Annotated in this window: 30 protein-coding genes and 8 pseudogenes; 27 read left to right on the top strand and 11 right to left on the bottom strand. The window is 58.2% G+C overall.

Annotated features, from left to right (window positions below):
• Window positions 1-100 precede the first annotated feature (100 nt).
• Complete coding sequence (locus H7R73_RS23420; protein ID WP_042469152.1) at window positions 101-343, top strand: hypothetical protein; 243 nt, start codon at window positions 101-103, stop codon at window positions 341-343.
• A gap of 72 nt (window positions 344-415) precedes the next feature.
• Here H7R73_RS23420 and H7R73_RS23425 read toward each other — a convergent pair whose 3' ends face one another.
• On the bottom strand, window positions 416-844 hold the full coding sequence (locus tag H7R73_RS23425; RefSeq protein WP_128318468.1) for a ProQ/FINO family protein: 429 nt from the start codon (window positions 842-844) through the stop codon (window positions 416-418).
• A 691-nt stretch (window positions 845-1,535) separates the two neighbouring features.
• On the opposite strand from H7R73_RS23425, the gene H7R73_RS23430 reads away from it, so the two are divergent.
• Window positions 1,536-1,835 (top strand): hypothetical protein, encoded by a 300-nt coding sequence (locus tag H7R73_RS23430; RefSeq protein WP_182951787.1) that lies wholly within the window; start codon window positions 1,536-1,538, stop codon window positions 1,833-1,835.
• Here the strand turns inward: H7R73_RS23430 and H7R73_RS23435 are convergent.
• Window positions 1,798-2,145, bottom strand: a pseudogene (locus H7R73_RS23435) (recombinase family protein); the annotation flags it as partial. The gene H7R73_RS23430 and the pseudogene H7R73_RS23435 overlap by 38 nt on opposite strands.
• A 179-nt stretch (window positions 2,146-2,324) precedes the next feature.
• Here H7R73_RS23435 and H7R73_RS23440 point away from each other — a divergent pair.
• Genes H7R73_RS23440 through H7R73_RS24290 form a run of 3 tightly spaced genes read left to right on the top strand, consistent with a single transcriptional unit; the run spans window position 2,325 to window position 3,516 of the window.
• A complete protein-coding gene (locus H7R73_RS23440; RefSeq protein WP_003108276.1) occupies window positions 2,325-2,576 on the top strand; it encodes an AbrB/MazE/SpoVT family DNA-binding domain-containing protein in 252 nt (83 codons plus the stop codon).
• The gene (locus tag H7R73_RS23445; protein WP_003159186.1) at window positions 2,573-2,968 is read left to right on the top strand and encodes a type II toxin-antitoxin system VapC family toxin; all 396 of its coding nucleotides are present in this window, start codon (window positions 2,573-2,575) and stop codon (window positions 2,966-2,968) included. Before H7R73_RS23440 ends, H7R73_RS23445 begins: the two co-directional genes overlap by 4 nt.
• An 11-nt stretch (window positions 2,969-2,979) precedes the next feature.
• Window positions 2,980-3,516 carry a hypothetical protein gene (locus tag H7R73_RS24290; protein WP_003159187.1) on the top strand — a complete coding sequence of 179 codons (537 nt, stop codon included), beginning with the start codon at window positions 2,980-2,982 and terminating at the stop codon, window positions 3,514-3,516.
• Between the two features lie 401 nt (window positions 3,517-3,917).
• Here H7R73_RS24290 and H7R73_RS23455 read toward each other — a convergent pair whose 3' ends face one another.
• Genes H7R73_RS23455 through H7R73_RS23475 form a run of 5 tightly spaced genes read right to left on the bottom strand, consistent with a single transcriptional unit; the run spans window position 3,918 to window position 7,763 of the window.
• A complete protein-coding gene (locus H7R73_RS23455; protein ID WP_154232916.1) occupies window positions 3,918-4,136 on the bottom strand; it encodes a hypothetical protein in 219 nt (72 codons plus the stop codon).
• A gap of 56 nt (window positions 4,137-4,192) precedes the next feature.
• A complete protein-coding gene (locus H7R73_RS23460) occupies window positions 4,193-4,513 on the bottom strand; it encodes a BrnA antitoxin family protein (RefSeq protein ID WP_045286807.1) in 321 nt (106 codons plus the stop codon).
• A complete protein-coding gene (locus H7R73_RS23465; RefSeq protein ID WP_015060221.1) occupies window positions 4,473-4,751 on the bottom strand; it encodes a BrnT family toxin in 279 nt (92 codons plus the stop codon). The genes H7R73_RS23460 and H7R73_RS23465 overlap by 41 nt, the downstream gene beginning before the upstream one ends.
• A 41-nt stretch (window positions 4,752-4,792) precedes the next feature.
• Entirely contained in the window at window positions 4,793-7,447 is a 2,655-nt protein-coding gene (gene traI, locus H7R73_RS23470) for a TraI/MobA(P) family conjugative relaxase (protein WP_232092795.1), read from the bottom strand.
• A 4-nt stretch (window positions 7,448-7,451) separates the two neighbouring features.
• Window positions 7,452-7,763, bottom strand: coding sequence for a plasmid mobilization protein (locus H7R73_RS23475; protein ID WP_182951789.1), 312 nt, complete (start codon window positions 7,761-7,763; stop codon window positions 7,452-7,454).
• 111 nt (window positions 7,764-7,874) lie between these two features.
• On the opposite strand from H7R73_RS23475, the gene H7R73_RS23480 reads away from it, so the two are divergent.
• Genes H7R73_RS23480 through H7R73_RS23505 form a run of 7 tightly spaced genes read left to right on the top strand, consistent with a single transcriptional unit; the run spans window position 7,875 to window position 11,705 of the window.
• The gene (locus H7R73_RS23480) at window positions 7,875-8,174 is read left to right on the top strand and encodes a plasmid mobilization protein (protein ID WP_232092796.1); all 300 of its coding nucleotides are present in this window, start codon (window positions 7,875-7,877) and stop codon (window positions 8,172-8,174) included.
• Window positions 8,164-8,850 carry a relaxase/mobilization nuclease domain-containing protein gene (locus H7R73_RS24295; RefSeq protein ID WP_232092797.1) on the top strand — a complete coding sequence of 229 codons (687 nt, stop codon included), beginning with the start codon at window positions 8,164-8,166 and terminating at the stop codon, window positions 8,848-8,850. The genes H7R73_RS23480 and H7R73_RS24295 overlap by 11 nt, the downstream gene beginning before the upstream one ends.
• Window positions 8,808-9,773, top strand: a complete 966-nt coding sequence (locus H7R73_RS24300) for an LPD7 domain-containing protein (RefSeq protein ID WP_442859283.1) — start codon at window positions 8,808-8,810, stop codon at window positions 9,771-9,773. Before H7R73_RS24295 ends, H7R73_RS24300 begins: the two co-directional genes overlap by 43 nt.
• Window positions 9,770-10,822, top strand: coding sequence for a RepB family DNA primase (locus tag H7R73_RS23490; protein ID WP_182951791.1), 1,053 nt, complete (start codon window positions 9,770-9,772; stop codon window positions 10,820-10,822). Before H7R73_RS24300 ends, H7R73_RS23490 begins: the two co-directional genes overlap by 4 nt.
• A 49-nt stretch (window positions 10,823-10,871) precedes the next feature.
• Complete coding sequence (locus H7R73_RS23495) at window positions 10,872-11,150, top strand: BrnT family toxin (RefSeq protein WP_015060221.1); 279 nt, start codon at window positions 10,872-10,874, stop codon at window positions 11,148-11,150.
• On the top strand, window positions 11,110-11,430 hold the full coding sequence (locus H7R73_RS23500) for a BrnA antitoxin family protein (protein ID WP_045286807.1): 321 nt from the start codon (window positions 11,110-11,112) through the stop codon (window positions 11,428-11,430). The genes H7R73_RS23495 and H7R73_RS23500 overlap by 41 nt, the downstream gene beginning before the upstream one ends.
• Before the next feature lie 56 nt (window positions 11,431-11,486).
• The gene (locus H7R73_RS23505) at window positions 11,487-11,705 is read left to right on the top strand and encodes a hypothetical protein (protein ID WP_154232916.1); all 219 of its coding nucleotides are present in this window, start codon (window positions 11,487-11,489) and stop codon (window positions 11,703-11,705) included.
• Between the two features lie 401 nt (window positions 11,706-12,106).
• On the opposite strand, the pseudogene H7R73_RS24305 reads toward H7R73_RS23505, so the two are convergent.
• From H7R73_RS24305 to H7R73_RS23520, 3 pseudogenes are all read right to left on the bottom strand, one after another.
• Window positions 12,107-12,640 (bottom strand): annotated as a pseudogene (locus H7R73_RS24305) (hypothetical protein).
• 11 nt (window positions 12,641-12,651) lie between these two features.
• A pseudogene (locus H7R73_RS24310) lies at window positions 12,652-13,046 on the bottom strand (type II toxin-antitoxin system VapC family toxin).
• Window positions 13,043-13,288: pseudogene (locus H7R73_RS23520) on the bottom strand (AbrB/MazE/SpoVT family DNA-binding domain-containing protein). The pseudogenes H7R73_RS24310 and H7R73_RS23520 overlap by 4 nt, the downstream one beginning before the upstream one ends.
• A 173-nt stretch (window positions 13,289-13,461) precedes the next feature.
• On the opposite strand from H7R73_RS23520, the gene H7R73_RS24455 reads away from it, so the two are divergent.
• Entirely contained in the window at window positions 13,462-13,683 is a 222-nt protein-coding gene (locus H7R73_RS24455; RefSeq protein WP_182951786.1) for a recombinase family protein, read from the top strand.
• Window positions 13,608-14,057, top strand: a pseudogene (locus tag H7R73_RS24315) (recombinase family protein). Before H7R73_RS24455 ends, H7R73_RS24315 begins: the two are co-directional and overlap by 76 nt.
• A 319-nt stretch (window positions 14,058-14,376) precedes the next feature.
• On the opposite strand, the gene intI1 reads toward H7R73_RS24315, so the two are convergent.
• Window positions 14,377-15,390, bottom strand: coding sequence for a class 1 integron integrase IntI1 (gene intI1 / locus H7R73_RS23535; RefSeq protein WP_182951766.1), 1,014 nt, complete (start codon window positions 15,388-15,390; stop codon window positions 14,377-14,379).
• Window positions 15,391-15,536: 146 nt separating this feature from the next.
• On the opposite strand from intI1, the gene aac(6')-Il reads away from it, so the two are divergent.
• The 13 genes and pseudogenes from aac(6')-Il to H7R73_RS23605 form a co-directional block, all read left to right on the top strand.
• Window positions 15,537-15,995: an aminoglycoside N-acetyltransferase AAC(6')-Il gene (gene aac(6')-Il, locus H7R73_RS23540; RefSeq protein ID WP_013263788.1), complete on the top strand. Its 459-nt coding sequence runs from the start codon at window positions 15,537-15,539 to the stop codon at window positions 15,993-15,995.
• A gap of 165 nt (window positions 15,996-16,160) precedes the next feature.
• Window positions 16,161-17,024 (top strand): inhibitor-resistant carbapenem-hydrolyzing class A beta-lactamase GES-4, encoded by an 864-nt coding sequence (locus H7R73_RS23545; protein WP_063860518.1) that lies wholly within the window; start codon window positions 16,161-16,163, stop codon window positions 17,022-17,024.
• A 156-nt stretch (window positions 17,025-17,180) separates the two neighbouring features.
• Window positions 17,181-18,044, top strand: a complete 864-nt coding sequence (locus tag H7R73_RS23550) for a carbapenem-hydrolyzing class A beta-lactamase GES-24 (RefSeq protein ID WP_059385191.1) — start codon at window positions 17,181-17,183, stop codon at window positions 18,042-18,044.
• A gap of 156 nt (window positions 18,045-18,200) precedes the next feature.
• Window positions 18,201-19,064, top strand: coding sequence for a carbapenem-hydrolyzing class A beta-lactamase GES-24 (locus tag H7R73_RS23555; RefSeq protein ID WP_059385191.1), 864 nt, complete (start codon window positions 18,201-18,203; stop codon window positions 19,062-19,064).
• 156 nt (window positions 19,065-19,220) lie between these two features.
• Window positions 19,221-20,084, top strand: coding sequence for a GES family class A beta-lactamase (gene blaGES / locus H7R73_RS23560; RefSeq protein ID WP_182951765.1), 864 nt, complete (start codon window positions 19,221-19,223; stop codon window positions 20,082-20,084).
• A gap of 145 nt (window positions 20,085-20,229) precedes the next feature.
• Window positions 20,230-20,460, top strand: a pseudogene (locus tag H7R73_RS23565) (antibiotic acetyltransferase); the annotation flags it as partial.
• A 42-nt stretch (window positions 20,461-20,502) separates the two neighbouring features.
• A complete protein-coding gene (locus tag H7R73_RS23570) occupies window positions 20,503-21,207 on the top strand; it encodes an IS6-like element IS26 family transposase (RefSeq protein ID WP_001067855.1) in 705 nt (234 codons plus the stop codon).
• Between the two features lie 304 nt (window positions 21,208-21,511).
• Window positions 21,512-21,890: pseudogene (locus H7R73_RS23580) on the top strand (type II toxin-antitoxin system RelE/ParE family toxin).
• Complete coding sequence (locus H7R73_RS23585; protein WP_001172026.1) at window positions 21,871-22,206, top strand: helix-turn-helix domain-containing protein; 336 nt, start codon at window positions 21,871-21,873, stop codon at window positions 22,204-22,206. Before H7R73_RS23580 ends, H7R73_RS23585 begins: the two are co-directional and overlap by 20 nt.
• 14 nt (window positions 22,207-22,220) lie before the next feature.
• Complete coding sequence (locus H7R73_RS23590; protein ID WP_000741275.1) at window positions 22,221-22,556, top strand: hypothetical protein; 336 nt, start codon at window positions 22,221-22,223, stop codon at window positions 22,554-22,556.
• 23 nt (window positions 22,557-22,579) lie between these two features.
• The gene (locus H7R73_RS23595; protein ID WP_000091614.1) at window positions 22,580-22,906 is read left to right on the top strand and encodes a hypothetical protein; all 327 of its coding nucleotides are present in this window, start codon (window positions 22,580-22,582) and stop codon (window positions 22,904-22,906) included.
• Window positions 22,903-23,274 (top strand): hypothetical protein, encoded by a 372-nt coding sequence (locus H7R73_RS23600; RefSeq protein ID WP_182951776.1) that lies wholly within the window; start codon window positions 22,903-22,905, stop codon window positions 23,272-23,274. Before H7R73_RS23595 ends, H7R73_RS23600 begins: the two co-directional genes overlap by 4 nt.
• A 38-nt stretch (window positions 23,275-23,312) precedes the next feature.
• Window positions 23,313-23,447: pseudogene (locus H7R73_RS23605) on the top strand (integrase core domain-containing protein); the annotation flags it as partial.
• Window positions 23,448-24,109 lie beyond the last annotated feature (662 nt).

The following is a 24,109-nucleotide window of genomic DNA, read 5'->3' on the forward strand; positions in this document are numbered from 1 at the left end:
GCCAATCAAAATTAGAATTTGATGCTTCGTAATTATAATTTGATGTTTGGCTGCGTTGGTGTCATAACGTAGATATGAATCATCAAAACAGGTTTTTGATATGGAAGAGATCAAGGCGAAGTGGGTATTTGAACAAGGGGGCTTTGCCAAGGCGGTGATCGCCCCGACCCCGATGGGTGCCGGCTACCATCTTCACCTGGTGAAGTTTGGCCGCAATGCAGAAACGGAAGTGCTGGAACGCCAGCGCGGAGGCTGGCGGGTCTTTAAGACCATCGATGCAGGGGTTAACACGGCGCACACCATCGGTTTTCGCCGCATCGAGGTGGATCTAAGCAGTCGTTAAGGCTGCCGCGCTGCGCTTGCCGACTCCCGAACGAGGCGCGACAGACTGCGCTAGTCGCTCTCGTTTGGGAGTTCATCGTTTGGGGCAGGATCTAGCCTCTTTGATGCGCGCCTTGATTTGTTTCATCGCGTTTTGGCGGTCTTGGTCGCTGATGGGGAATGTGTTGCCATCAATCCCCATTCGATGAGGAGCATTGGTGAGGGCTTTGAGGTACTCAAATCTACGGCAATACCAGCCAATGGCCTTCCCAATCTGAGTATCGGTGTAAGGCTCGTCCTGTTGCTTCAGGCTGGCGATGACAGGAGCTAGGATTCCGATTTTAAGTGGAGTGGGATGTTTGAGGTTGAATAGCTCGGGCCAGTGCGATTGTAGGCAAGGGAAAGCCGCTGGGATTTTTCTCTTCGTAGGTATCGCGGTGGACTGTTGTGCTGCTTGGGTTATCTCAGGCTGTGGTGGGGCCTTTTTAAGACTCAGTACTGTACGGGGCTTGGTGTTGTGCATGGACGTATACCTGCGGAAATGATGTTTGCAGGCAAGTTATCGAAACCCCCATCAGGATGCAAAAACAGGCCGAAACCATACCCCGCAGGATCCGGCCCTCAAACCGCCTCAGAAGCGTTGCAAACTTTCAGGCAGTAAATGCCCTGCCTTGTGTGTCGAAACGCCCCAAAACGCGATACAGGCGGCCTGTTTGCCGCCAGCGCCCCGTTTTAGCCGCTAAAAATCGCAATTGAACATAAAAGGCGTTTTCTACTCTTGAAATGTTCCGTGCGAGGCCAAATGTTGTTGGTAGTCACAAAGGGTTGTGACGCTAGCAGCTAAAGGAGAGTTGGATGGGAATTTATGTAGCACCTAATCACAAGGTTGGGCGCGATGGTGGCTCTTTCCAAGAGTGCGACATCAACACGGCTAACCATACAATCACTAAAACTATGGTCGCTATTGTACGATTAGGGATAACGAAAACGCGCCACCCACAAGTCAGCCGGGGCGTTTCTGGCATCAGATCTATCGTACTCCCGACAACACTGAGTGATATTACAACTCAACGCTTACAGTGTGATTGCGTATAAGGGGCGTTACGTTAAATCGGACGCCCTTTTTGCTGCCTATCAGCCTGCAAGATGGCTTGTTTTGCGAGGTGTTATCTCCCATCCTGCGCCGCACTATCCCTTGTCTTGGAATCTCCCCCATGGAAACCATTACCCATCCCACCCTGGTACAACTGGTGGCGGCTGGTGCCGTCCGTGTCGTGGTCGCCGTTGGCCAACCTGGCGGCTGGATGCTGCTGGTGCGCTACGGTCTAGCCGAACGTGTCCTGGCCGCCCAGCGCAGCAAGCAGGTAAGGGTTTTTCGCAAGCTCGATACCCTGGTGCTCTACCTGCAGCAGATCGGGGTCAGCCGGTTCGAGGTGGATGCCTCTGGCTTCATGGGTGCCCCGAGACAGATAAGGACTCTTGATGGCCCAGCGCACCGAACACATGGAAGATGAGCCGTCCGCCCGGCGTGGTGGTGTCGATGTTTTCAGTCAACGAGCGGAAGCCGACGCCCCGTGCTTCCAGCTTGCCGACCGTCTCAATCAGGTGCGGCAGGGAGCGGCCAAGCCGATCCAGCCGCCAGACGACCAGCACATCGCCATCGCGCAGATAAGCCAGCGCATCGGCCAAGCCGGGCCGGTCTGCCTTGGCCCCGGATGCCGTGTCCTCGAAAACCCGTTCGCAGCCTGCATTGCGCAGCGCATCCGTCTGCAAGGCGGTGTCCTGTTCCGCCGTCGATACCCGCGCATAGCCGATGAGTGCCATTTCCGCCCATTTGTCCGTTATACCGTCCGCCTATCTTATTGTCCGTCATCCCGTTGCGCAAGATGTTTTCGGACAGGCGTCCGGTTTGGCCGCCTAATGATCGTTTGACGGACATTGACGGTAAGGCATTTTTGCATTACTATGTGAAGCATCAACCTTGATTGCGAGGGCAAACCACCATGACCACATTGACCGTTACCGCACGGGGACAAGTGACGTTTCGGAAGGACGTACTGCAACACCTCGGCATCAGGCCAGGCGACAAGATCGAGCTGGACTTGTTGCCAGACGGTCGGGGCGTGCTCAAGGCGGCACGGCCCGCAGGGACGATAGCCAGCTTTGTCGGCCTGCTCGCGGGCAAGACGCAGAAGGTTGCCACCATCGAAGAAATCAACGAGGCGGCGGCGCAAGGCTGGGCAGGTAAGCAATGAAGGTCGCAGTCGATACCAACGTCCTTGTGCGTGCGGTTGTGCGTGACGATCCCGCACAAGCGGACGTTGCCGCCGCAGTCTTGACCGACGCCGAGTTGATCGCGGTCGCGCTGCCGTGCCTATGCGAATTTGTTTGGGTGCTGCTGCGTGTCTACGGCTTCCAGCAAGCCGACGCGGCCAGCGCGATCCGGGCACTACTGGCCGCCGCGAATGTGGAAGTGAACCGGCCTGCCGTGGAGGCTGGCTTGCTGGTGCTCGACGCGGGCGGAGACTTTGCCGATGGCGTCATTGCCTACGAAGGCAACTGGCTTGGCGGGGAAACCTTCGTTTCCTTCGATAAGAAGGCGGTGGCACTTCTCACGGCGCAAGGGCAATCAACGCGCCTTTTGTGACGGACATGAGCATGAACGAATTCCGCCGACTGGCCGCGAAGATCGACCAACACATGCAGCAGCTTGCCGCCCAGGGTGTCAGCGAGGCCCATGCCATCATCAATCGCATGATGGGGTACGGGCCTGACCTGCACAGGATTTGGGTCGGCACATCCGATCAGCAGCTCATGGCGCTGTCCCGCGAGTTCCCAGGGTTCTACCGCTACGCCCGCATCATGGAAGAGGCATCCGAAGCCGAGCGCCGCAAGGCTTCGCGGCCCTATGACGGCATGGCCGAGTTCTCCGAACAGCACAAGCAAATGGGCGCGCAACTGCTGACCACGGCGGCCACGCTTGAGCGTGGCTACCAGGCGTTTCGTGCGAGCGGCAGTCTCCAAGACTTCCGGCCTCAGCTCGACGAGCTGGGCCGCCTGCATCGGCAATGGCTGTCCGACCTGGAAGCCTTCAAAGACTCGCTGCGCACGCAGGGCGCAGAACCCAAGGTGCTGGAATACGTGAACGAGGCTTTCGGCCGCCTGGCCGAGCGCATCAAGCAGCTTGCCGGTTGATCGCCGGAATTTTCGGCGGTTCCGGCTTTGTCGCGCCGTGCACAAGAGTTCTGAGCAATTCCGATCTCTCGCGGCGCTTCGTGCATAGAACTTCTGACCGTTCCCGGTCAGAAGTTCTATGCACACACGGCGGCCAGCCCAGTGAACTGGTGCAGTCGCCTTCTGAAAACGACAGACAGGGAAAAACGCCGACTGTTCATCAATCCACCGTTTGCTGAACACTTGCCGGGTTACGATGAAACACCAACAAATGCCGCTCACTGCCTGCCCTGCCACGCCTTCACGGCCTCGGCCTGCGCCTGTGCCGCATATCCTTCATCGAGACTGCCGAAGGTGTCCGCCGCTACCTCGTCCATTAGGGTCTGCAAGGCCGTGTCGGCACTATCCGCTTGCGCAACAAGTTAGGCCTGTCGGCGGGCTTCCATCGCTGCCTCGGCGGCTTGCAAGTCCTCGCGGTCTTGCAGTTCCTCCACGATGTTTTCGCGCCAAGTCGCATCACTGCCCGCCTCGTTGCATAGCTCGCTGAGACGCTGCGCGGCATCCTCTGAACGAGCAAAAAGCCGCGCACATCGCAGGATGCGGGCGGCTTCTTCCGGGTTGCCTCTGGCTTGGTCGAACAAGAGCATTTCGCCCACGGCGGCGAGGGCTTCAAGCTAAAGCTGCTTGTCGTCGCCGCTCATTTCGCGTGCGCCTTGTGCGCCTCAACGTAGGAGCGCAAAACAGCATTCATGCGCGACTGATAACGCTTGCCGGTGTGCTTGAAGAACTCCAACACTTCGGCATCAATGCGCAGCGTGATTTGCTTCTTGGTGTGGGGCAATTGCTCCGCTGCCTTCATCCAGACAGCATCAGGCAGATAGGGTGCATCGCTATAGTCGATCTGCTCATCCGGCATCGAGGCCACGGCATCCAGTCGCGCCTTCTGCTCGGCGCTCAACTGTGGCGGCTTCTTGAGGTCAAGAGTTCGCTTCACGATATTGCTTTCTTTCGTCGGCATTTGCTTTCCTCGCAGAGATAAGGCGGATGGTTTCCTCGTGTCGGACGGTGTAGACCACATACAGGACAGCCGAGTAGGCAAGCCCAATCGTTGCCCAACGATCTTCCCCGTAGTCCTCGCGTCCGTCGTAGGCTTCAACCCGCCCGGAGTCGTAAAAAACAAGCTCGGCATCCTCGAAGGAAACGCCGTGCTTTTTCAGGTTTCGTGCCGCTTTATCGGCGTCCCATTCAAGTTCCATTGTGTTCTTATTGTAGCGTCTTTTTGTAGTTACATCAAGTCTTATCGACTCATGCCGGGTGAGTTGTCGCGCTCGATCTTCTGCGCCTTGGCCTGCTCCTGCTGTCGCTGCGGCTCGCGGCCTTCCAGCTTCTCCCACTGCTGGCGGTACTTCCCAAGCTCGGCGGCTTGCCGGTCGCCTGCGGCGCTGTAGGCATAGCGGGCGGTGCGCTGCGCGTAGTCGTTCCAGTCGCGCCCCTCGTCCTTCTGCCGGGTGGCCGGGGCGCACTGGCGGATAGCGCCCTCGATGGCGGCTTGATCGTGGCCGGTAACGCGCATCCGCACGGCAATCATGGAATCCACGCGGGACAAGTCCACCTCGCCGCCACGCTGCCGCTTGATCACGTCGCGGTAATGCCGCTGGTAAGCGTCGATCGCGCTGCCGCTGGCCGCTGCAAGCTCCAAGGCGGGCTTGGCTTTGCTGCGCTCTGGCTGCTGCGCCTTCAAGGCGGCCTGACGCTGATACTCGGCGTCGATCTGGCTGGACAGGGCCAGCGCCTTGACGCACTCGCGGCGCTCGGCCTTGAGCAAGCGCACTTCGGGATAGCTGCCGTCCTCGCGCTGGTGCTTGGGCTTGCGATTCTCGTAGCCGGGTGCGCGGTGCGGATGGATGGCGCCCGATAGCTTCGGGTCGCCGTATTCGCGGTTCAGGGCATCGCTCAGCCGGTTGCCCACGTCCTTGTCGTGGGCCGTCCCCAGCTTCGGCACGGTGATGATGGCCTGATAGTTGCCGGGACTGGATTCCAGCACGACGGCGGGCCGGTAGCCATCACGGATAAGCCGCTCCAGCTTCTCCCGGTTCATGTCGTCGATGAGGATGTGATGCTTCTTGTCCGATAGTGGCGTGTAGTAGAGGTTTTCGCCCCGGCGCTGTAGGCGCAGCATCTCCGGCGTGCGCTGCTCGATCTCCTGCGGCGTGAAGCCCCGCGTGATGCCGTCCTTCTTGTCGAGAATGAAGGTTTGCTTCCTTCCGTCTGCCTGCATCTTGATGGACGTTACCCGGTAGCGCTCCGCGCCTACCGCTTCCGCGTACAGCTCAAACTGCTTTAGCTGCTCCGATTTCATCGCCTGCGCCCTCTCCTGCTGTATCCGCTGCCGCTCCTGCTGGATGCGCTCCTGAAGCTCTGGATTCGTGATCTTGAAGCCGTGCTCTGCTGCTAACTTTGCGCACATGGCCTTGTATTCGTCGTTCCCGGTTACGGTGAAGCTGCCCCACTTCTGCGCCGATAGCTGCAAGGCGGCAAGCGTGCTGTCCCGGTTGCGCCAGTCGTGAATATCGATGCTTTTTCCCTTGTCCACGAAAGACACACCCCCGCCCGCCCCCGCTTCTTCCTTCCGGCTGTAATGCACCTGCTGGCCCACGATTTCAGGCTGATAGGCGCGGATGTCTCGCGGCGTCGGCGGCTCGCCGCTCGCGCCCTCGATGCGCTGCGGCTCGCTGGCGCGGTGCCGCCACTGCTCGGCAAGCTCCGGGCTTTTCTGCATCCGCTGCCACTGCTCCAGGTCGGGATAGGGTCGGAACTGCTGCCGCCACTGCTCGCGCTGCTTCTGGTGCTTCTCTTTCAAAGCTGCTTTCTCTGCGGCCTGCTCGGCGGCAATCACGCTGCGCATGGCGTTGAGCACTTCGCCCTTACCCTTCCAGTTGCCGCGCATGAGTTCATCGCGGCGGGCTTTCTGCTGCTCGGCAATCTGCTTGCGCTCCTGCTCCTGCCGCTTGTCCAGTGCCAGCTTGGCCGCGTTCTTTTCCGCGTAGTGCGCCTTGCGCCCGGTGATGTAATCCTTCCATCCCGGCACGTCTGGCTTGATCGGCTCTGGCTCGCGCTGTGCTACCTGCTGACGCTGCGGCGGCGGCTGGTAAGCTCCGAGTCGCTTTTGTAACTTGGATAGGCTCGCGTCCCGGTCTGCGCTGCTGGCCTTCACGCCAACATCACCGACAAAGAGCGTCGCCCCGCTGCCTGTTTTCTCGTAGCGCATCCCCTTGGCTGCTAACTCGCGGTGCAACTGCTCCCACGTCTGCGCCTTTTTGATGATCGGTGCGCCGTCCTCAATGGCGATGCGTTCGGCGGATTTCTCCCCGGTGCGGTTTTCCATGTCGCGCTTCGGCTGGGCTGGCTGGCGCGGCTTGTCCTTGTCGATGTGCTCCCGGCCTAACTCACCATTCTCCAACACCTGATAACGCCCGTTCTGCTCACGCTGCCAGCCTTGTGCGTTCTCGATTCGTGCTATCGCCTTGTGCGCTGCCTCAATGTCGAAGCCGTTATTGATCTTCACCACCTTGAGCGTTTCAGGATGCACGCGGTTGATGGCAAGGTGCAGGTGCAAGTTGTCCGTGTCGGCGTGCAAACCATAGATGGCTTGATGGTCTTTAACACCTAGCTCATCCATGAAGATGCTTACGGCTTCTTCCACCTGCTCCGGGCTGGGTTGCTCGCCTTCGCGCCAACTCATGATGTAGTGATTGACCGGGTTCTTGCTGCGCACGGACTCAGCAGCAAGGGCTACCATTTCTTCACGCTGTGCGGCGTGGCCGTCACAGAGGAAACCGCGCCCGTTGGCGTACAGCACTTTCTCATCCGGGTTCTGGTTGTGCGGCTCGCGGATGTAGTCGGCCAAGTCGCGGATGCTCGCCGTCTTGTGCTTGGTTTTTGAGTTTGGCACCTTCTTAACGATCACGGCTCAACCTCTCGATGTAGGCTTTCACTGCCAGCAGCGCTCCGGCTGTTTCCTTGCTGTAAACGCCTCCGCTCTCGTTGTGAATGTGCTTCAGCAATCCACCGATGCGCCGTAGCTCTTTGAGCATCACGGCATCGGCATTGGCAACGATGGGCCTGCCGAAGTAACGGCGGCGGACAAGCTCGGACATGCTCAACCCGGCAAGGTCGGCATCCTCCTTCAAGCGGGCCTTCTCCGCTGCGGTCAGCCGCACATTGATGACGGCGTCCAGCGGTCCCGGCCCCTGCGTTTCAAATGGCATCGTGTCTCCTTCTCGCCGGGGCGCGGCGGGGGTGTGTCTTGGACAGTAAGAAGCGAAAGCGCCGCACTGTCCGGGGTCAAGGGGCGCGCCCCTTGCAGGATGAGCCAGACCGTGAGAAGCGAAGCGCCGAATGGTCTGGCGTCCGTTGGAACCCTGACCGCAGCGGAGAAGGCCAAGTTGAAGGAGGATGCCGACCTTGCCGGGTTGAGCATGTCCGAGCTTGTCCGCCGCCGCTACTTTGGCAGACCGATCATTGCCAATGCGGATGCCGTGATGCTCAAAGAGCTGCGCCGCATCGGTGGATTGCTCAAGCACATTCACAACGAGAGCGGAGGCATTTACAGCAAGGAAACAGCCGGAGCGCTGCTGGCAGTGAAAGCCTACATCGAGAGGTTGAGCCGTGATCGTTAAGAAGGTGCCAAACTCAAAAACCAAGCACAAGACGGCGAGCATCCGCGACTTGGCCGACTACATCCGCGAGCCGCACAACCAGAACCCGGATGAGAAAGTGCTGTACGCCAACGGGCGCGGCTTCCTCTGCGACGGACACGCCGCACAGCGTGAGGAAATGGTAGCCCTCGCTGCTGAGTCCGTGCGCAGCAAGAACCCGGTCAATCACTACATCATGAGTTGGCGAGAAGGCGAGCAGCCCAGCCCGGAGCAGGTCGAAGAAGCGGTAAGCATTTTCATGGATGAGCTAGGTGTTAAAGACCATCAAGCCATCTATGGTTTGCACGCCGACACGGACAACTTGCACCTGCACCTTGCCATCAACCGCGTGCATCCTGAAACGCTCAAGGTGGTGAAGATCAATAACGGCTTCGACATTGAGGCAGCGCACAAGGCGATAGCACGAATCGAGCACGCGCAGGGATGGCAGCGTGAGCAAAACGGGCGCTATCAAGTGTTGGAGAATGGTGAGTTAGGCCGGGAGCACATCGACAAGGACAAGCCGCGCCAGCCAGCCCAGCCGAAGCGCGACATGGAAAACCGCACCGGGAGAAATCCGCCGAACGCATCGCCATTGAGGACGGCGCACCGATCATCAAAAAGGCGCAGACGTGGGAGCAGTTGCACCGCGAGTTAGCAGCCAAGGGGATGCGCTACGAGAAAACAGGCAGCGGGGCGACGCTCTTTGTCGGTGATGTTGGCGTGAAGGCCAGCAGCGCAGACCGGGACGCGAGCCTATCCAAGTTACAAAAGCGACTCGGAGCTTACCAGCCGCCGCCGCAGCGTCAGCAGGTAGCACAGCGCGAGCCAGAGCCTATCAAGCCAGACGTGCCGGGCTGGAAGGACTACATCGCCGGGCGCAAGGCTCATTACGCCGCAAAGAACGCGGCCAAGCTGGCACTGGACAAGCAGCAGGAGCAGGAGCGCAAGCAGCTTGCCGAGCAGCAGAAGGCCCGCCGCGATGAACTCATGCGCGGCAACTGGAAGGGCAAGGGCGAAGTGCTCAACGCCATGCGCAGCGTGATTGCCGCCGAGCAGGCGGCAGAGAAAGCCGCTTTGAAAGAGAAGCACCAGAAGCAGCGCGAGCAGTGGCGGCAGCAGTTCCGACCCTATCCCGACCTGGAGCAGTGGCAGCGGATGCAGAAAAGCCCGGAGCTTGCCGAGCAGTGGCGACACCGGGCCAGCGAGCCGCAGCGCATCGAGGGCGACCGCAGCGAGCCGCCGACGCCGCGAGACATTCGCGCCTATGTCCCGGAGATCGTCGGCCAGCAGGTGCATTACAGCCGCAAGGACGACGCGGAGCGGGGCGGGGGTGTGTCTTTCGTGGACAAGGGCAAGAGCATCGACATTCACGACTGGCGCAACCGGGACAGCACGCTTGCAGCCTTGCAGCTATCGGCGCAGAAGTGGGGCAGCTTCACCGTGACAGGGAACGATGAATACAAGGCCATGTGCGCAAAGTTAGCAGCAGAGCACGGCTTCAAGATCACGAATCCAGAGCTTCAGGAGAGCATCCAGCAGGAGCGGCAGCGGATACAGCAGGAGAGGCGCAGGCGATGAAATCGGAGCAGCTAAAGCAGTTTGAGCTGTACGCGGAAGCGGTAGGCGCGGAGCGCTACCGGGTAACGTCCATCAAGATGCAGGCAGACGGAAGGAAGCAAACCTTCATCCTCGACAAGAAGGACGGCATCACGCGGGGCTTCACGCCGCAGGAGATCGAGCAGCGCACGCCGGAGATGCTGCGCCTACAGCGCCGGGGCGAAAACCTCTACTACACGCCGCTATCGGACAGGAAGCATCACATCCTCATCGACGACATGAACCGGGAGAAGCTGGAGCGGCTTATCCGCGATGGCTACCGGCCCGCCGTTGTGCTGGAATCAAGCCCCGGCAACTATCAGGCCATCATCACCGTGCCGAAGCTGGGGACGGCCCACGACAAGGACGTGGGCAACCGGCTGAGCGATGCCCTGAACCGCGAATACGGCGACCCGAAGCTATCGGGCGCTATCCATCCGCACCGCGCACCCGGCTACGAGAACCGCAAGCCCAAGCACCAGCGGGAGGACGGCAGCTATCCCGAGGTGCGCTTGCTCAAGGCCGAGCGCCGCGAGTGCGTCAAGGCGCTGGCTCTGTCCAGCCAGATCGACGCCGAGTATCAGCGGCAAGCCGCCTTGAAGGCGCAGCAGCCCGAGCGCAGCAAGGCCAAGCCCGCCTTGGAGCTTGCAGCGGCCAGCGGCAGCGCGATCGACGCTTACCAGCGGCATTACCGCGACGTGATCAAGCGGCAGCGTGGCGGCGAGGTGGACTTGTCCCGCGTGGATTCCATGATTGCCGTGCGGATGCGCGTTACCGGCCACGATCAAGCCGCCATCGAGGGCGCTATCCGCCAGTGCGCCCGGCCACCCGGCAGAAGGACGAGGGGCGCGACTGGAACGACTACGCGCAGCGCACCGCCCGCTATGCCTACAGCGCCGCAGGCGACCGGCAAGCCGCCGAGCTTGGGAAGTACCGCCAGCAGTGGGAGAAGCTGGAAGGGCGCGAGCCTGTACGCCAGCAGGAGCAGGCCAAGGCGCAGAAGATCGAGCGCGACAACTCACCCGGCATGAGTCGATAAGACTTGATGTAACTACAAAAAGACGCTACAATAAGAACACAATGGAACTTGAATGGGACGCCGATAAAGCGGCACGAAACCTGAAAAAGCACGGCGTTTCCTTCGAGGATGCCGAGCTTGTTTTTTACGACTCCGGGCGGGTTGAAGCCTACGACGGACGCGAGGACTACGGGGAAGATCGTTGGGCAACGATTGGGCTTGCCTACTCGGCTGTCCTGTATGTGGTCTACACCGTCCGACACGAGGAAACCATCCGCCTTATCTCTGCGAGGAAAGCAAATGCCGACGAAAGAAAGCAATATCGTGAAGCGAACTCTTGACCTCAAGAAGCCGCCACAGTTGAGCGCCGAGCAGAAGGCGCGACTGGATGCCGTGGCCTCGATGCCGGATGAGCAGATCGACTATAGCGATGCACCCTATCTGCCTGATGCTGTCTGGATGAAGGCAGCGGAGCAATTGCCCCACACCAAGAAGCAAATCACGCTGCGCATTGATGCCGAAGTGTTGGAGTTCTTCAAGCACACCGGCAAGCGTTATCAGTCGCGCATGAATGCTGTTTTGCGCTCCTACGTTGAGGCGCACAAGGCGCACGCGAAATGAGCGGCGACGACAAGCAGCTTTAGCTTGAAGCCCTCGCCGCCGTGGGCGAAATGCTCTTGTTCGACCAAGCCAGAGGCAACCCGGAAGAAGCCGCCCGCATCCTGCGATGTGCGCGGCTTTTTGCTCGTTCAGAGGATGCCGCGCAGCGTCTCAGCGAGCTATGCAACGAGGCGGGCAGTGATGCGACTTGGCGCGAAAACATCGTGGAGGAACTGCAAGACCGAGAGGACTTGCAAGCCGCCGAGGCAGCGATGGAAGCCCGCCGACAGGCCTAACTTGTTGCGCAAGCGGATAGTGCCGACACGGCCTTGCAGACCCTAATGGACGAGGTAGCGGCGGACACCTTCGGCAGTCTCGATGAAGGATATGCGGCACAGGCGCAGGCCGAGGCCGTGAAGGCGTGGCAGGGCAGGCAGTGAGCGGCATTTGTTGGTGTTTCATCGTAACCCGGCAAGTGTTCAGCAAACGGTGGATTGATGAACAGTCGGCGTTTTTCCCTGTCTGTCGTTTTCAGAAGGCGACTGCACCAGTTCACTGGGCTGGCCGCCGTGTGTGCATAGAACTTCTGACCGGGAACGGTCAGAAGTTCTATGCACGAAGCGCCGCGAGAGATCGGAATTGCTCAGAACTCTTGTGCACGGCGCGACAAAGCCGGAACCGCCGAAAATTCCGGCGATCAACCGGCAAGCTGCTTGATGCGCTCGGCCAGGCGGCCGAAAGCCTCGTTCACGTATTCCAGCACCTTGGGTTCTGCGCCCTGCGGCGCAGCGAGTCTTTGAAGGCTTCCAGGTCGGACAGCCATTGCCGATGCAGGCGGCCCAGCTCGTCGAGCTGAGGCCGGAAGTCTTGGAGACTGCCGCTCGCACGAAACGCCTGGTAGCCACGCTCAAGCGTGGCCGCCGTGGTCAGCAGTTGCGCGCCCATTGCTTGTGCTGTTCGGAGAACTCGGCCATGCCGTCATAGGGCCGCGAAGCCTTGCGGCGCTCGGCTTCGGATGCCTCTTCCATGATGCGGGCGTAGCGGTAGAACCCTGGGAACTCGCGGGACAGCGCCATGAGCTGCTGATCGGATGTGCCGACCCAAATCCTGTGCAGGTCAGGCCCGTACCCCATCATGCGATTGATGATGGCATGGGCCTCGCTGACACCCTGGGCGGCAAGTGCTGCATGTGTTGGTCGATCTTCGCGGCCAGTCGGCGGAATTCGTTCATGCTCATGTCCGTCACAAAAGGCGCGTTGATTGCCCTTGCGCCGTGAGAAGTGCCACCGCCTTCTTATCGAAGGAAACGAAGGTTCCCGCCAAGCCAGTTGCCTTCGTAGGCAATGACGCCATCGGCAAAGTCTCCGCCCGCGTCGAGCACCAGCAAGCCAGCCTCCACGGCAGGCCGGTTCACTTCCACATTCGCGGCGGCCAGTAGTGCCCGGATCGCGCTGGCCGCGTCGGCTTGCTGGAAGCCGTAGACACGCAGCAGCACCCAAACAAATTCGCATAGGCACGGCAGCGCGACCGCGATCAACTCGGGCGTCGGTCAAGACTGCGGCGGCAACGTCCGCTTGTGCGGGATCGTCACGCACAACCGCACGCACAAGGACGTTGGTATCGACTGCGACCTTCATTGCTTACCTGCCCAGCCTTGCGCCGCCGCCTCGTGATTTCTTCGATGGTGGCAACCTTCGCGTCTTGCCCGCGAGCAGGCGACAAAGCGGCTATCGTCCTGCGGGCCGTGCCGCCTTGAGCACGCCCCGACCGTCTGGCAACAAGTCCAGCTCGATCTTGTCGCCTGGCCTGATGCCGAGGTGTGCAGTACGTCCTTCCGAAACGTCACTTGTCCCCGTGCGGTAACGGTCAATGTGGTCATGGTGGTTTGCCTCGCAATCAAGGTTGATGCTTCACATAGTAATGCAAAATGCCTTACGTCAATGTCGTCAAACGATCATTAGGCGGCCAAACCGGACGCCTGTCCGAAAAATCTTGCGCAACGGGATGACGGACAATAAGATAGGCGGACGGTATACGGACAAATGGGCGGAAATGGCACTCATCGGCTATGCGCGGGTATCGACGGCGGAACAGGACACCGCCTTGCAGACGGATGCGCTGCGCAATGCAGGCTGCGAACGGGTTTTCGAGGACACGGCATCCGGGGCCAAGGCAGACCGGCCCGGCTGGCCGATGCGCTGGCTTATCTGCGCGATGGCGATGTGCTGGTCGTCTGGCGGCTGGATCGGCTTGGCCGCTCCCTGCCGCACCTGATTGAGACGGTCGGCAAGCTGGAAGCACGGGGCGTCGGCTTCGCTCGTTGACTGAAAACATCGACACCACCACGCCGGGCGGACGGCCTCTTCCATGTGTTCGGTGCGCTGGGCCAGTTCGAGCGCGACCTGATCCGCGAGCGCACCAAGGCCGGGTTGACCGCTGCCGCCGCACGCGGGGCGCAAAGGCGGACGCAAGCCGGTTGTCACTGCCGACAAGTTGCAACGAGCGCGGGAGCTTGTCGCCAACGGCTTGAATGTCCGCGAGGCCGCCGCACGCCTCAAGGTAGGAAAAACCGCTCTCTACGCTGCCTTGCAGGCGGCCAGTTCTGGCAGTGCAGCCGACTCCTGATATTTCGTGCAGTCGCCTTCTGAAAACGACAGGCGGCGCTCTTGTCTTTCATGGCGTAATGTCTCCGGTTCTAGTCGCAAGTATTCTATTTCATGCAACTAAAACACGCGACAAAAAACGCCAGGGAAAGGGCAGGGTGGTGTCGTTTTCAGAAGACGGCTGCACTGAACGTCAGAAGCCGACTGCACTATAGCAGCGGAGGGGTTGGATCCATCAGGCAACGACGGGCTGCTGCCGGCCATCAGCGGACGCAGGGAGGACTTTCCGCAACCGGCCGTTCGATGCGGCACCGATGGCCTTCGCGCAGGGGTAGTGAATCCGCCAGGATTGACTTGCGCTGCCCTACCTCTCACTAGTGAGGGGCGGCAGCGCATCAAGCGGTGAGCGCACTCCGGCACCGCCAACTTTCAGCACATGCGTGTAAATCATCGTCGTAGAGACGTCGGAATGGCCGAGCAGATCCTGCACGGTTCGAATGTCGTAACCGCTGCGGAGCAAGGCCGTCGCGAACGAGTGGCGGAGGGTGTGCGGTGTGGCGGGCTTCGTGATGCCTGCTTGTTCTATGGCACGTTTGAAGGCGCGCTGAAAGGTCTGGTCATACATGTGATGGCGACGCACGACACCGCTCCGTGGATCGGTCGAATGCGTGTGCTGCGCAAAAACCCAGAACCACGGCCAGGAATGCCCGGCGCGCGGATACTTCCGCTCAAGGGCGTCGGGAAGCGCAACGCCGCTGCGGCCCTCGGCCTGGTCCTTCAGCCACCATGCCCGTGCACGCGACAGCTGCTCGCGCAGGCTGGGTGCCAAGCTCTCGGGTAACATCAAGGCCCGATCCTTGGAGCCCTTGCCCTCCCGCACGATGATCGTGCCGTGATCGAAATCCAGATCCTTGACCCGCAGTTGCAAACCCTCACTGATCCGCATGCCCGTTCCATACAGAAGCTGGGCGAACAAACGATGCTCGCCTTCCAGAAAACCGAGGATGCGAACCACTTCATCCGGGGTCAGCACCACCGGCAAGCGCCGCGACGGCCGAGGTCTTCCGATCTCCTGAAGCCAGGGCAGATCCGTGCACAGCACCTTGCCGTAGAAGAACAGCAAGGCCGCCAATGCCTGACGATGCGTGGAGACCGAAACCTTGCGCTCGTTCGCCAGCCAGGACAGAAATGCCTCGACTTCGCTGCTGCCCAAGGTTGCCGGGTGACGCACACCGTGGAAACGGATGAAGGCACGAACCCAGTTGACATAAGCCTGTTCGGTTCGTAAACTGTAATGCAAGTAGCGTATGCGCTCACGCAACTGGTCCAGAACCTTGACCGAACGCAGCGGTGGTAACGGCGCAGTGGCGGTTTTCATGGCTTGTTATGACTGTTTTTTTGTACAGTCTATGCCTCGGGCATCCAAGCAGCAAGCGCGTTACGCCGTGGGTCGATGTTTGATGTTATGGAGCAGCAACGATGTTACGCAGCAGGGCAGTCGCCCTAAAACAAAGTTAGGCACCAATGGATAGTTCGCCGCTCGTCAGGCCTGTTGAAACTACCGATTCGGCCAGTTGGCTAAGCATGCGCTGTGAGCTGTGGCCAGATGGCACATGTCAAGAGCACCAGTCAGAGATCGCAGAATTTCTGTCCGGAAAAGTCGCCCGGCCTGCTGCTGTCCTCATTGCTGTAGCACCCGACGGAGAAGCACTAGGGTTTGCCGAGCTTTCGATCCGCCCGTATGCGGAGGAGTGCTACTCCGGCAACGTTGCGTTCTTGGAGGGTTGGTACGTTGTGCCAAGTGCGCGGCGTCAGGGCGTAGGTGTAGCTCTGGTAAAAGCCGCCGAGCATTGGGCTCGTGGTCGCGGATGCACCGAATTCGCCTCCGACACTCAACTTACCAACAGCGCAAGCACCTCGGCGCACCTGGCGGCTGGATTCACGGAGGTTGCTCAAGTACGCTGCTTCCGGAAACCGTTGTGAGGGGCGCCGCGTTGGTGCCTAACAATTCGTTCAAGCCGAACTTGCTTCCTTACACCAAAGCCATGGCAGAAAAAGCTTGCCATGGCTTTGGCTCCACTACGCAAGTCGGCTTAACTCGGGCGTTAGACGGGCGTACAAAGATAATTTCCATCTCAAGGGATCACCATGCGCTTCATTCACGCACTATTACTGGCAGGGATCGCTCACTCTGCATATGCGTCGGAAAAATTAACCTTCAAGACCGATCTTGAGAAGCTAGAGCGCGAAAAAGCAGCTCAGATCGGTGTTGCGATCGTCGATCCCCAAGGAGAGATCGTCGCGGGCCACCGAACGGCGCAGCGCTTTGCAATGTGCTCAACGTTCAAGTTTCCGCTAGCCGCGCTGGTCTTTGAAAGAATTGACTCAGGCACCGAGCGGGGGGATCGAAAACTTTCATATGGGCCGGACATGATCGTCAAATGGTCTCCTGCCACGGAGCGGTTTCTAGCATCGGGACACATGACGGTTCTCGAGGCAGCGCAAGCTGCGGTGCAGCTTAGCGACAATGGGGCTACTAACCTCTTACTGAGAGAAATTGGCGGACCTGCTGCAATGACGCAGTATTTTCGTAAAATTGGCGACTCTGTGAGTCGGCTAGACCGGAAAGAGCCGGAGATGAGCGACAACACACCTGGCGACCTCAGAGATACAACTACGCCTATTGCTATGGCACGTACTGTGGCTAAAGTCCTCTATGGCGGCGCACTGACGTCCACCTCGACCCACACCATTGAGAGGTGGCTGATCGGAAACCAAACGGGAGACGCGACACTACGAGCGGGTTTTCCTAAAGATTGGGTTGTTGGAGAGAAAACTGGTACCTGCGCCAACGGGGGCCGGAACGACATTGGTTTTTTTAAAGCCCAGGAGAGAGATTACGCTGTAGCGGTGTATACAACGGCCCCGAAACTATCGGCCGTAGAACGTGACGAATTAGTTGCCTCTGTCGGTCAAGTTATTACACAACTCATCCTGAGCACGGACAAATAGTTGACGCCCGTCTAACAATTCGTTCAAGCCGACGTTGCTTCGTGGCGGCGCTTGCGTGCTACGCTAAGCTTCGCACGCCGCTTGCCACTGCGCACCGCGGCTTAACTCAGGCGTTAGACGGGCGTACAAAGATAATTTCCATCTCAAGGGATCACCATGCGCTTCATTCACGCACTATTACTGGCAGGGATCGCTCACTCTGCATATGCGTCGGAAAAATTAACCTTCAAGACCGATCTTGAGAAGCTAGAGCGCGAAAAAGCAGCTCAGATCGGTGTTGCGATCGTCGATCCCCAAGGAGAGATCGTCGCGGGCCACCGAACGGCGCAGCGCTTTGCAATGTGCTCAACGTTCAAGTTTCCGCTAGCCGCGCTGGTCTTTGAAAGAATTGACTCAGGCACCGAGCGGGGGGATCGAAAACTTTCATATGGGCCGGACATGATCGTCGAATGGTCTCCTGCCACGGAGCGGTTTCTAGCATCGGGACACATGACGGTTCTCGAGGCAGCGCAAGCTGCGGTGCAGCTTAGCGACAATGGGGCTACTAACCTCTTACTGAGAGAAATTGGCGGACCTGCTGCAATGACGCAGTATTTTCGTAAAATTGGCGACTCTGTGAGTCGGCTAGACCGGAAAGAGCCGGAGATGAGCGACAACACACCTGGCGACCTCAGAGATACAACTACGCCTATTGCTATGGCACGTACTGTGGCTAAAGTCCTCTATGGCGGCGCACTGACGTCCACCTCGACCCACACCATTGAGAGGTGGCTGATCGGAAACCAAACGGGAGACGCGACACTACGAGCGGGTTTTCCTAAAGATTGGGTTGTTGGAGAGAAAACTGGTACCTGCGCCAACGGGGGCCGGAACGACATTGGTTTTTTTAAAGCCCAGGAGAGAGATTACGCTGTAGCGGTGTATACAACGGCCCCGAAACTATCGGCCGTAGAACGTGACGAATTAGTTGCCTCTGTCGGTCAAGTTATTACACAACTCATCCTGAGCACGGACAAATAGTTGACGCCCGTCTAACAATTCGTTCAAGCCGACGTTGCTTCGTGGCGGCGCTTGCGTGCTACGCTAAGCTTCGCACGCCGCTTGCCACTGCGCACCGCGGCTTAACTCAGGCGTTAGACGGGCGTACAAAGATAATTTCCATCTCAAGGGATCACCATGCGCTTCATTCACGCACTATTACTGGCAGGGATCGCTCACTCTGCATATGCGTCGGAAAAATTAACCTTCAAGACCGATCTTGAGAAGCTAGAGCGCGAAAAAGCAGCTCAGATCGGTGTTGCGATCGTCGATCCCCAAGGAGAGATCGTCGCGGGCCACCGAACGGCGCAGCGCTTTGCAATGTGCTCAACGTTCAAGTTTCCGCTAGCCGCGCTGGTCTTTGAAAGAATTGACTCAGGCACCGAGCGGGGGGATCGAAAACTTTCATATGGGCCGGACATGATCGTCGAATGGTCTCCTGCCACGGAGCGGTTTCTAGCATCGGGACACATGACGGTTCTCGAGGCAGCGCAAGCTGCGGTGCAGCTTAGCGACAATGGGGCTACTAACCTCTTACTGAGAGAAATTGGCGGACCTGCTGCAATGACGCAGTATTTTCGTAAAATTGGCGACTCTGTGAGTCGGCTAGACCGGAAAGAGCCGGAGATGAGCGACAACACACCTGGCGACCTCAGAGATACAACTACGCCTATTGCTATGGCACGTACTGTGGCTAAAGTCCTCTATGGCGGCGCACTGACGTCCACCTCGACCCACACCATTGAGAGGTGGCTGATCGGAAACCAAACGGGAGACGCGACACTACGAGCGGGTTTTCCTAAAGATTGGGTTGTTGGAGAGAAAACTGGTACCTGCGCCAACGGGGGCCGGAACGACATTGGTTTTTTTAAAGCCCAGGAGAGAGATTACGCTGTAGCGGTGTATACAACGGCCCCGAAACTATCGGCCGTAGAACGTGACGAATTAGTTGCCTCTGTCGGTCAAGTTATTACACAACTCATCCTGAGCACGGACAAATAGTTGACGCCCGTCTAACAATTCGTTCAAGCCGACGTTGCTTCGTGGCGGCGCTTGCGTGCTACGCTAAGCTTCGCACGCCGCTTGCCACTGCGCACCGCGGCTTAACTCAGGCGTTAGACGGGCGTACAAAGATAATTTCCATCTCAAGGGATCACCATGCGCTTCATTCACGCACTATTACTGGCAGGGATCGCTCACTCTGCATATGCGTCGGAAAAATTAACCTTCAAGACCGATCTTGAGAAGCTAGAGCGCGAAAAAGCAGCTCAGATCGGTGTTGCGATCGTCGATCCCCAAGGAGAGATCGTCGCGGGCCACCGAACGGCGCAGCGCTTTGCAATGTGCTCAACGTTCAAGTTTCCGCTAGCCGCGCTGGTCTTTGAAAGAATTGACTCAGGCACCGAGCGGGGGGATCGAAAACTTTCATATGGGCCGGACATGATCGTCGAATGGTCTCCTGCCGCGGAGCGGTTTCTAGCATCGGGACACATGACGGTTCTCGAGGCAGCGCAAGCTGCGGTGCAGCTTAGCGACAATGGGGCTACTAACCTCTTACTGAGAGAAATTGGCGGACCTGCTGCAATGACGCAGTATTTTCGTAAAATTGGCGACTCTGTGAGTCGGCTAGACCGGAAAGAGCCGGAGATGAGCGACAACACACCTGGCGACCTCAGAGATACAACTACGCCTATTGCTATGGCACGTACTGTGGCTAAAGTCCTCTATGGCGGCGCACTGACGTCCACCTCGACCCACACCATTGAGAGGTGGCTGATCGGAAACCAAACGGGAGACGCGACACTACGAGCGGGTTTTCCTAAAGATTGGGTTGTTGGAGAGAAAACTGGTACCTGCGCCAACGGGGGCCGGAACGACATTGGTTTTTTTAAAGCCCAGGAGAGAGATTACGCTGTAGCGGTGTATACAACGGCCCCGAAACTATCGGCCGTAGAACGTGACGAATTAGTTGCCTCTGTCGGTCAAGTTATTACACAACTCATCCTGAGCACGGACAAATAGTTGACGCCCGTCTAACAATTCGTTCAAGCCGACGTTGCTTCGTGGCGGCGCTTGCGTGCTACGCTAAGCTTCGCACGCCGCTTGCCACTGCGCACCGCGGCTTAACTCAGGTGTTAGACGGCAGAATAAATTTTTGCGATCTCTTATGGAAAATTACTTTGACAGTCCCTTCAAAGGGAAACTACTTTCAGAGCAAGTGACTAACCGCAACATCAAAGTTGGTCGGTACAGCTACTACTCTGGTTACTATCACGGGCATTCATTTGATGACTGCGCACGATACTTGCTCCCAGACCGTGATGACGTTGACAAACTAATCATCGGCAGCTTTTGCTCCATCGGAAGCGGGGCTTCTGGCACTGTTGCAAATAGTCGGTGGTGATAAACTTATCATCCCCTTTTGCTGATGGAGCTGCACATGAACCCATTCAAAGGCCGGCATTTTCAGCGTGACATCATTCTGTGGGCCGTACGCTGGTACTGCAAATACGGCATCAGTTACCGTGAGCTGCAGGAGATGCTGGCTGAACGCGGAGTGAATGTCGATCACTCCACGATTTACCGCTGGGTTCAGCGTTATGCGCCTGAAATGGAAAAACGGCTGCGCTGGTACTGGCGTAACCCTTCCGATCTTTGCCCGTGGCACATGGATGAAACCTACGTGAAGGTCAATGGCCGCTGGGCGTATCTGTACCGGGCCGTCGACAGCCGGGGCCGCACTGTCGATTTTTATCTCTCCTCCCGTCGTAACAGCAAAGCTGCATACCGGTTTCTGGGTAAAATCCTCAACAACGTGAAGAAGTGGCAGATCCCGCGATTCATCAACACGGATAAAGCGCCCGCCTATGGTCGCGCGCTTGCTCTGCTCAAACGCGAAGGCCGGTGCCCGTCTGACGTTGAACACCGACAGATTAAGTACCGGAACAACGTGATTGAATGCGATCATGGCAAACTGAAACGGATAATCGGCGCCACGCTGGGATTTAAATCCATGAAGACGGCTTACGCCACCATCAAAGGTATTGAGGTGATGCGTGCACTACGCAAAGGCCAGGCCTCAGCATTTTATTATGGTGATCCCCTGGGCGAAATGCGCCTGGTAAGCAGAGTTTTTGAAATGTAAGGCCTTTGAATAAGACAAAAGGCTGCCTCATCGCTAACTTTGCAACAGTGCCGCTGCAAGTCCGTGCTCTGGCGGTCGGAGTCCGACGACACGCGCATGTAGCCAACCAACATAGGCGGATAACCATCAAAAACAGGTTTCCGCATAATAGTGAATAGCGATAGAGTTTTCCGTACATTTTTGAGGGGGTGTTGCACAGGTAGCACAGCGGCGGCTGACAGCCTGTCGCAAAACAAATGTTTTACGACACCTCCTTGAGGTTGCCGCGTTTACATCATTACCTGAACAGGTATAAAATTCCGTCATGACAAACAAAGAAAAACCGCTCGAATGGATCGCGAGCAGCCACAAGGATTTGATGGCGTTGCACGTCCGACGTGCGTCGCCGTTTCGGTTACGCGCTCTCGTTGGCGCAGATAGGCGATCAGGATGACGCAGCAAAGGTGCTCAAGGGGTTCGGTGGTGCCGGCGTGCTGGAGGTCGTCGAAGACGATGCCGGCGGCACCTATCGAGCGGTATACACGGTCAAGTTTGCGGAAGCGGTGTTCGTCCTGCACTGCTTCCAGAAGAAGAGCAAGAGCGGAATCGCCACGCCAAAGGCCGACATGGACATCATCCGCGCTCGGCTGAAGGTGGCCGAGGTATTGGCACAGGAGCTACGAAATGCAAAAACGAATCATTGAAGGCGTCGAGGTTCAGCGCAGCTCGGGCAACGTCTTTGCCGACCTTGGACTGCCTGACGCTGAAAAGCTCAAGATCAAGACCGGCCTGGTGGTCGAGATCAGGAGGGCCATGCGCGCCCTTGGGCTGACTCAACAAGCGGCGGCCAAACGCATGGGCATCCCGCAACCGAAGGTGTCGGGCATGATGCGCGGCGACTTCACCAATCTATCCGAACGCAAGCTGATGGATTGTCTGAATCGCCTCGGCTACGACATCGAAATCAAGGTACGGCCAGCAGCCGAGCCGATCGGGCATCTAACGCTCGCAACCGCTTAATCGGAGCCCTCCTGATGGCAGCCCGCATCACCGACGACGAATGGGACGAACTGACTCCCGAGAATTTCGATACCACGGCACTGCTGCGTGCAGTCGATGCCGTGGACGTGCTGCGCGGCGATTTGAATGACAGCGCAGACGGCGCACCTCCGCAACTGCGCACCGACCTGTTGAAGCTGCATCAACTGGCAATGGCCGCGTTCAACGAGGGATCACGCAGCCGAGTGGCTGAGCTATTTGATCTCGCCGTGGATCTTCAGGATCAGGTTGATCATCTGATGACCTCGCTGGAACAAGTGCAAGAAACCCTGTCCCGGTTGACGGCGCTCTACCCAGAAAGCCTGTCCTGAATGTTCTTGGAGACAACCACATCATGAGCCGCAGCCGCCGCAAAACGCCCATCGTTGGGCACACGACCTGCCGTAGCGAGCGCGAGGACAAGAAACTCTGGCATCAGCGCTGGCGAACTCACGAGCGCACCGCGCTGGCCAGCGCGTCGCCGGAAGCTCTATGCGCCCATCTGCCTCTACTGGAAAACCAGGTCAGCAACGTCTGGTCGATGGGTAAGGATGGCCGCTCCTACTGGCCCATCAAGCGCCAGGCCGCCACGGCGGATCGCATTGCCAACCACAAGGGACGCAATCCGCAAGAGCGCGCCTCCCTGAAAAAGCGTCTGCTGCGCAAGTGGATGAGCAAATGAACCTGTCCACCATCGAGGCGCTGGCTATCGCTTGGGAGCGAATCGCTGAAGAAGCAGAACTCCCAGCCGGCTACGAGGGCACGGCGACGCCAGAGGCGCATCGGGCCTGCGAGGTGATCCAGGAGCGGATTCGAGAGCACGTCGTCGCCACCAATGACATGCGGCTGTTCGGCCTGCTGCACCTGCTTGGGCAGGCGTCGCTGCGCATGGAGCAAGCGCTGTGGCCGGAAGAATATGCGCGGATGACCCGCGAGGTCGAGGAAGCTCTCCGAGAGGCCGACGACCCCAACGCCAAGTCGTACACCCACGAAGAAGTCATGCGGGCGATGCAGGAACTCATCGACCAAGCGCGAGACAAGCCATGTTGATCGGCTGACGGAAATTTCTGGGTTTCCGGCTTACAACCCCAAAACCGGATAGCCGAACAGCGGTAGGCAATTTGGCTATCGCGTTTGAGCATTATAACGAGCACCACCCGCACAGCGCCTTGGGATACCGTTCACCACGGGAATTTCTGCGCAGTCGGGTATCACAACCCTAAGCGGGAAAAAGTGTCTGGACCTATGGGGTCAAATCCACTCCTCTGGAACGCCCTTCAAATTACCTTTTTGATTCATCAAATTTGCCATCCGAATTTGTGGGTTTTTTAGTGGGCCAATGTGTGGGTCGCTTGGGTGGTGTGTGGGTTATTTTGTGGGTCTTTTTGTGGGCTCGTCACCTGCCATCTGTTTTGTAATCCATTTTGTAGGTATTCCGTAGGTATGCAGTAGGTGTTCTGTGGGTGAACGGTAGGGCTTTAGTAGGGGTTCTGTAGGGGATCTGTAGGGTTTGGCGGTTGAGCTGCTTTTTCATTCCCTATGGACACTTTCTTTTTGGATCTCCCTCATACAACCCCGCAAGTCTTGAATGTGCCCCATTGCGTGCCCTATTTTGTGTCCAACTAACTGATTTTTTGCCCTTTTATGTGTCTCTTTGTGTGTCCTGCGCTTTGTGGTGTGTGTCCTTTTTTGTGTCTCTTTATGTATCCCACCGCCCGCCCGTTAGAACATGATTCACTGCCTTCAGGCACGACACCGACTGTATACAGGCACGAGACCGAGCGTATACAAACTGCGTTTGTACCGTCGGCGTGCCTGCATCCTATCGGCGTGCCAAAGGGTCGCCCCTTTGAAACCCGAGTGCGGTTCTACGAACCTGAGTAAC

Source organism: Aeromonas sp. WP2-W18-CRE-05 (assembly GCF_014168615.1).
Taxonomy (GTDB): domain Bacteria; phylum Pseudomonadota; class Gammaproteobacteria; order Enterobacterales; family Aeromonadaceae; genus Aeromonas; species Aeromonas caviae.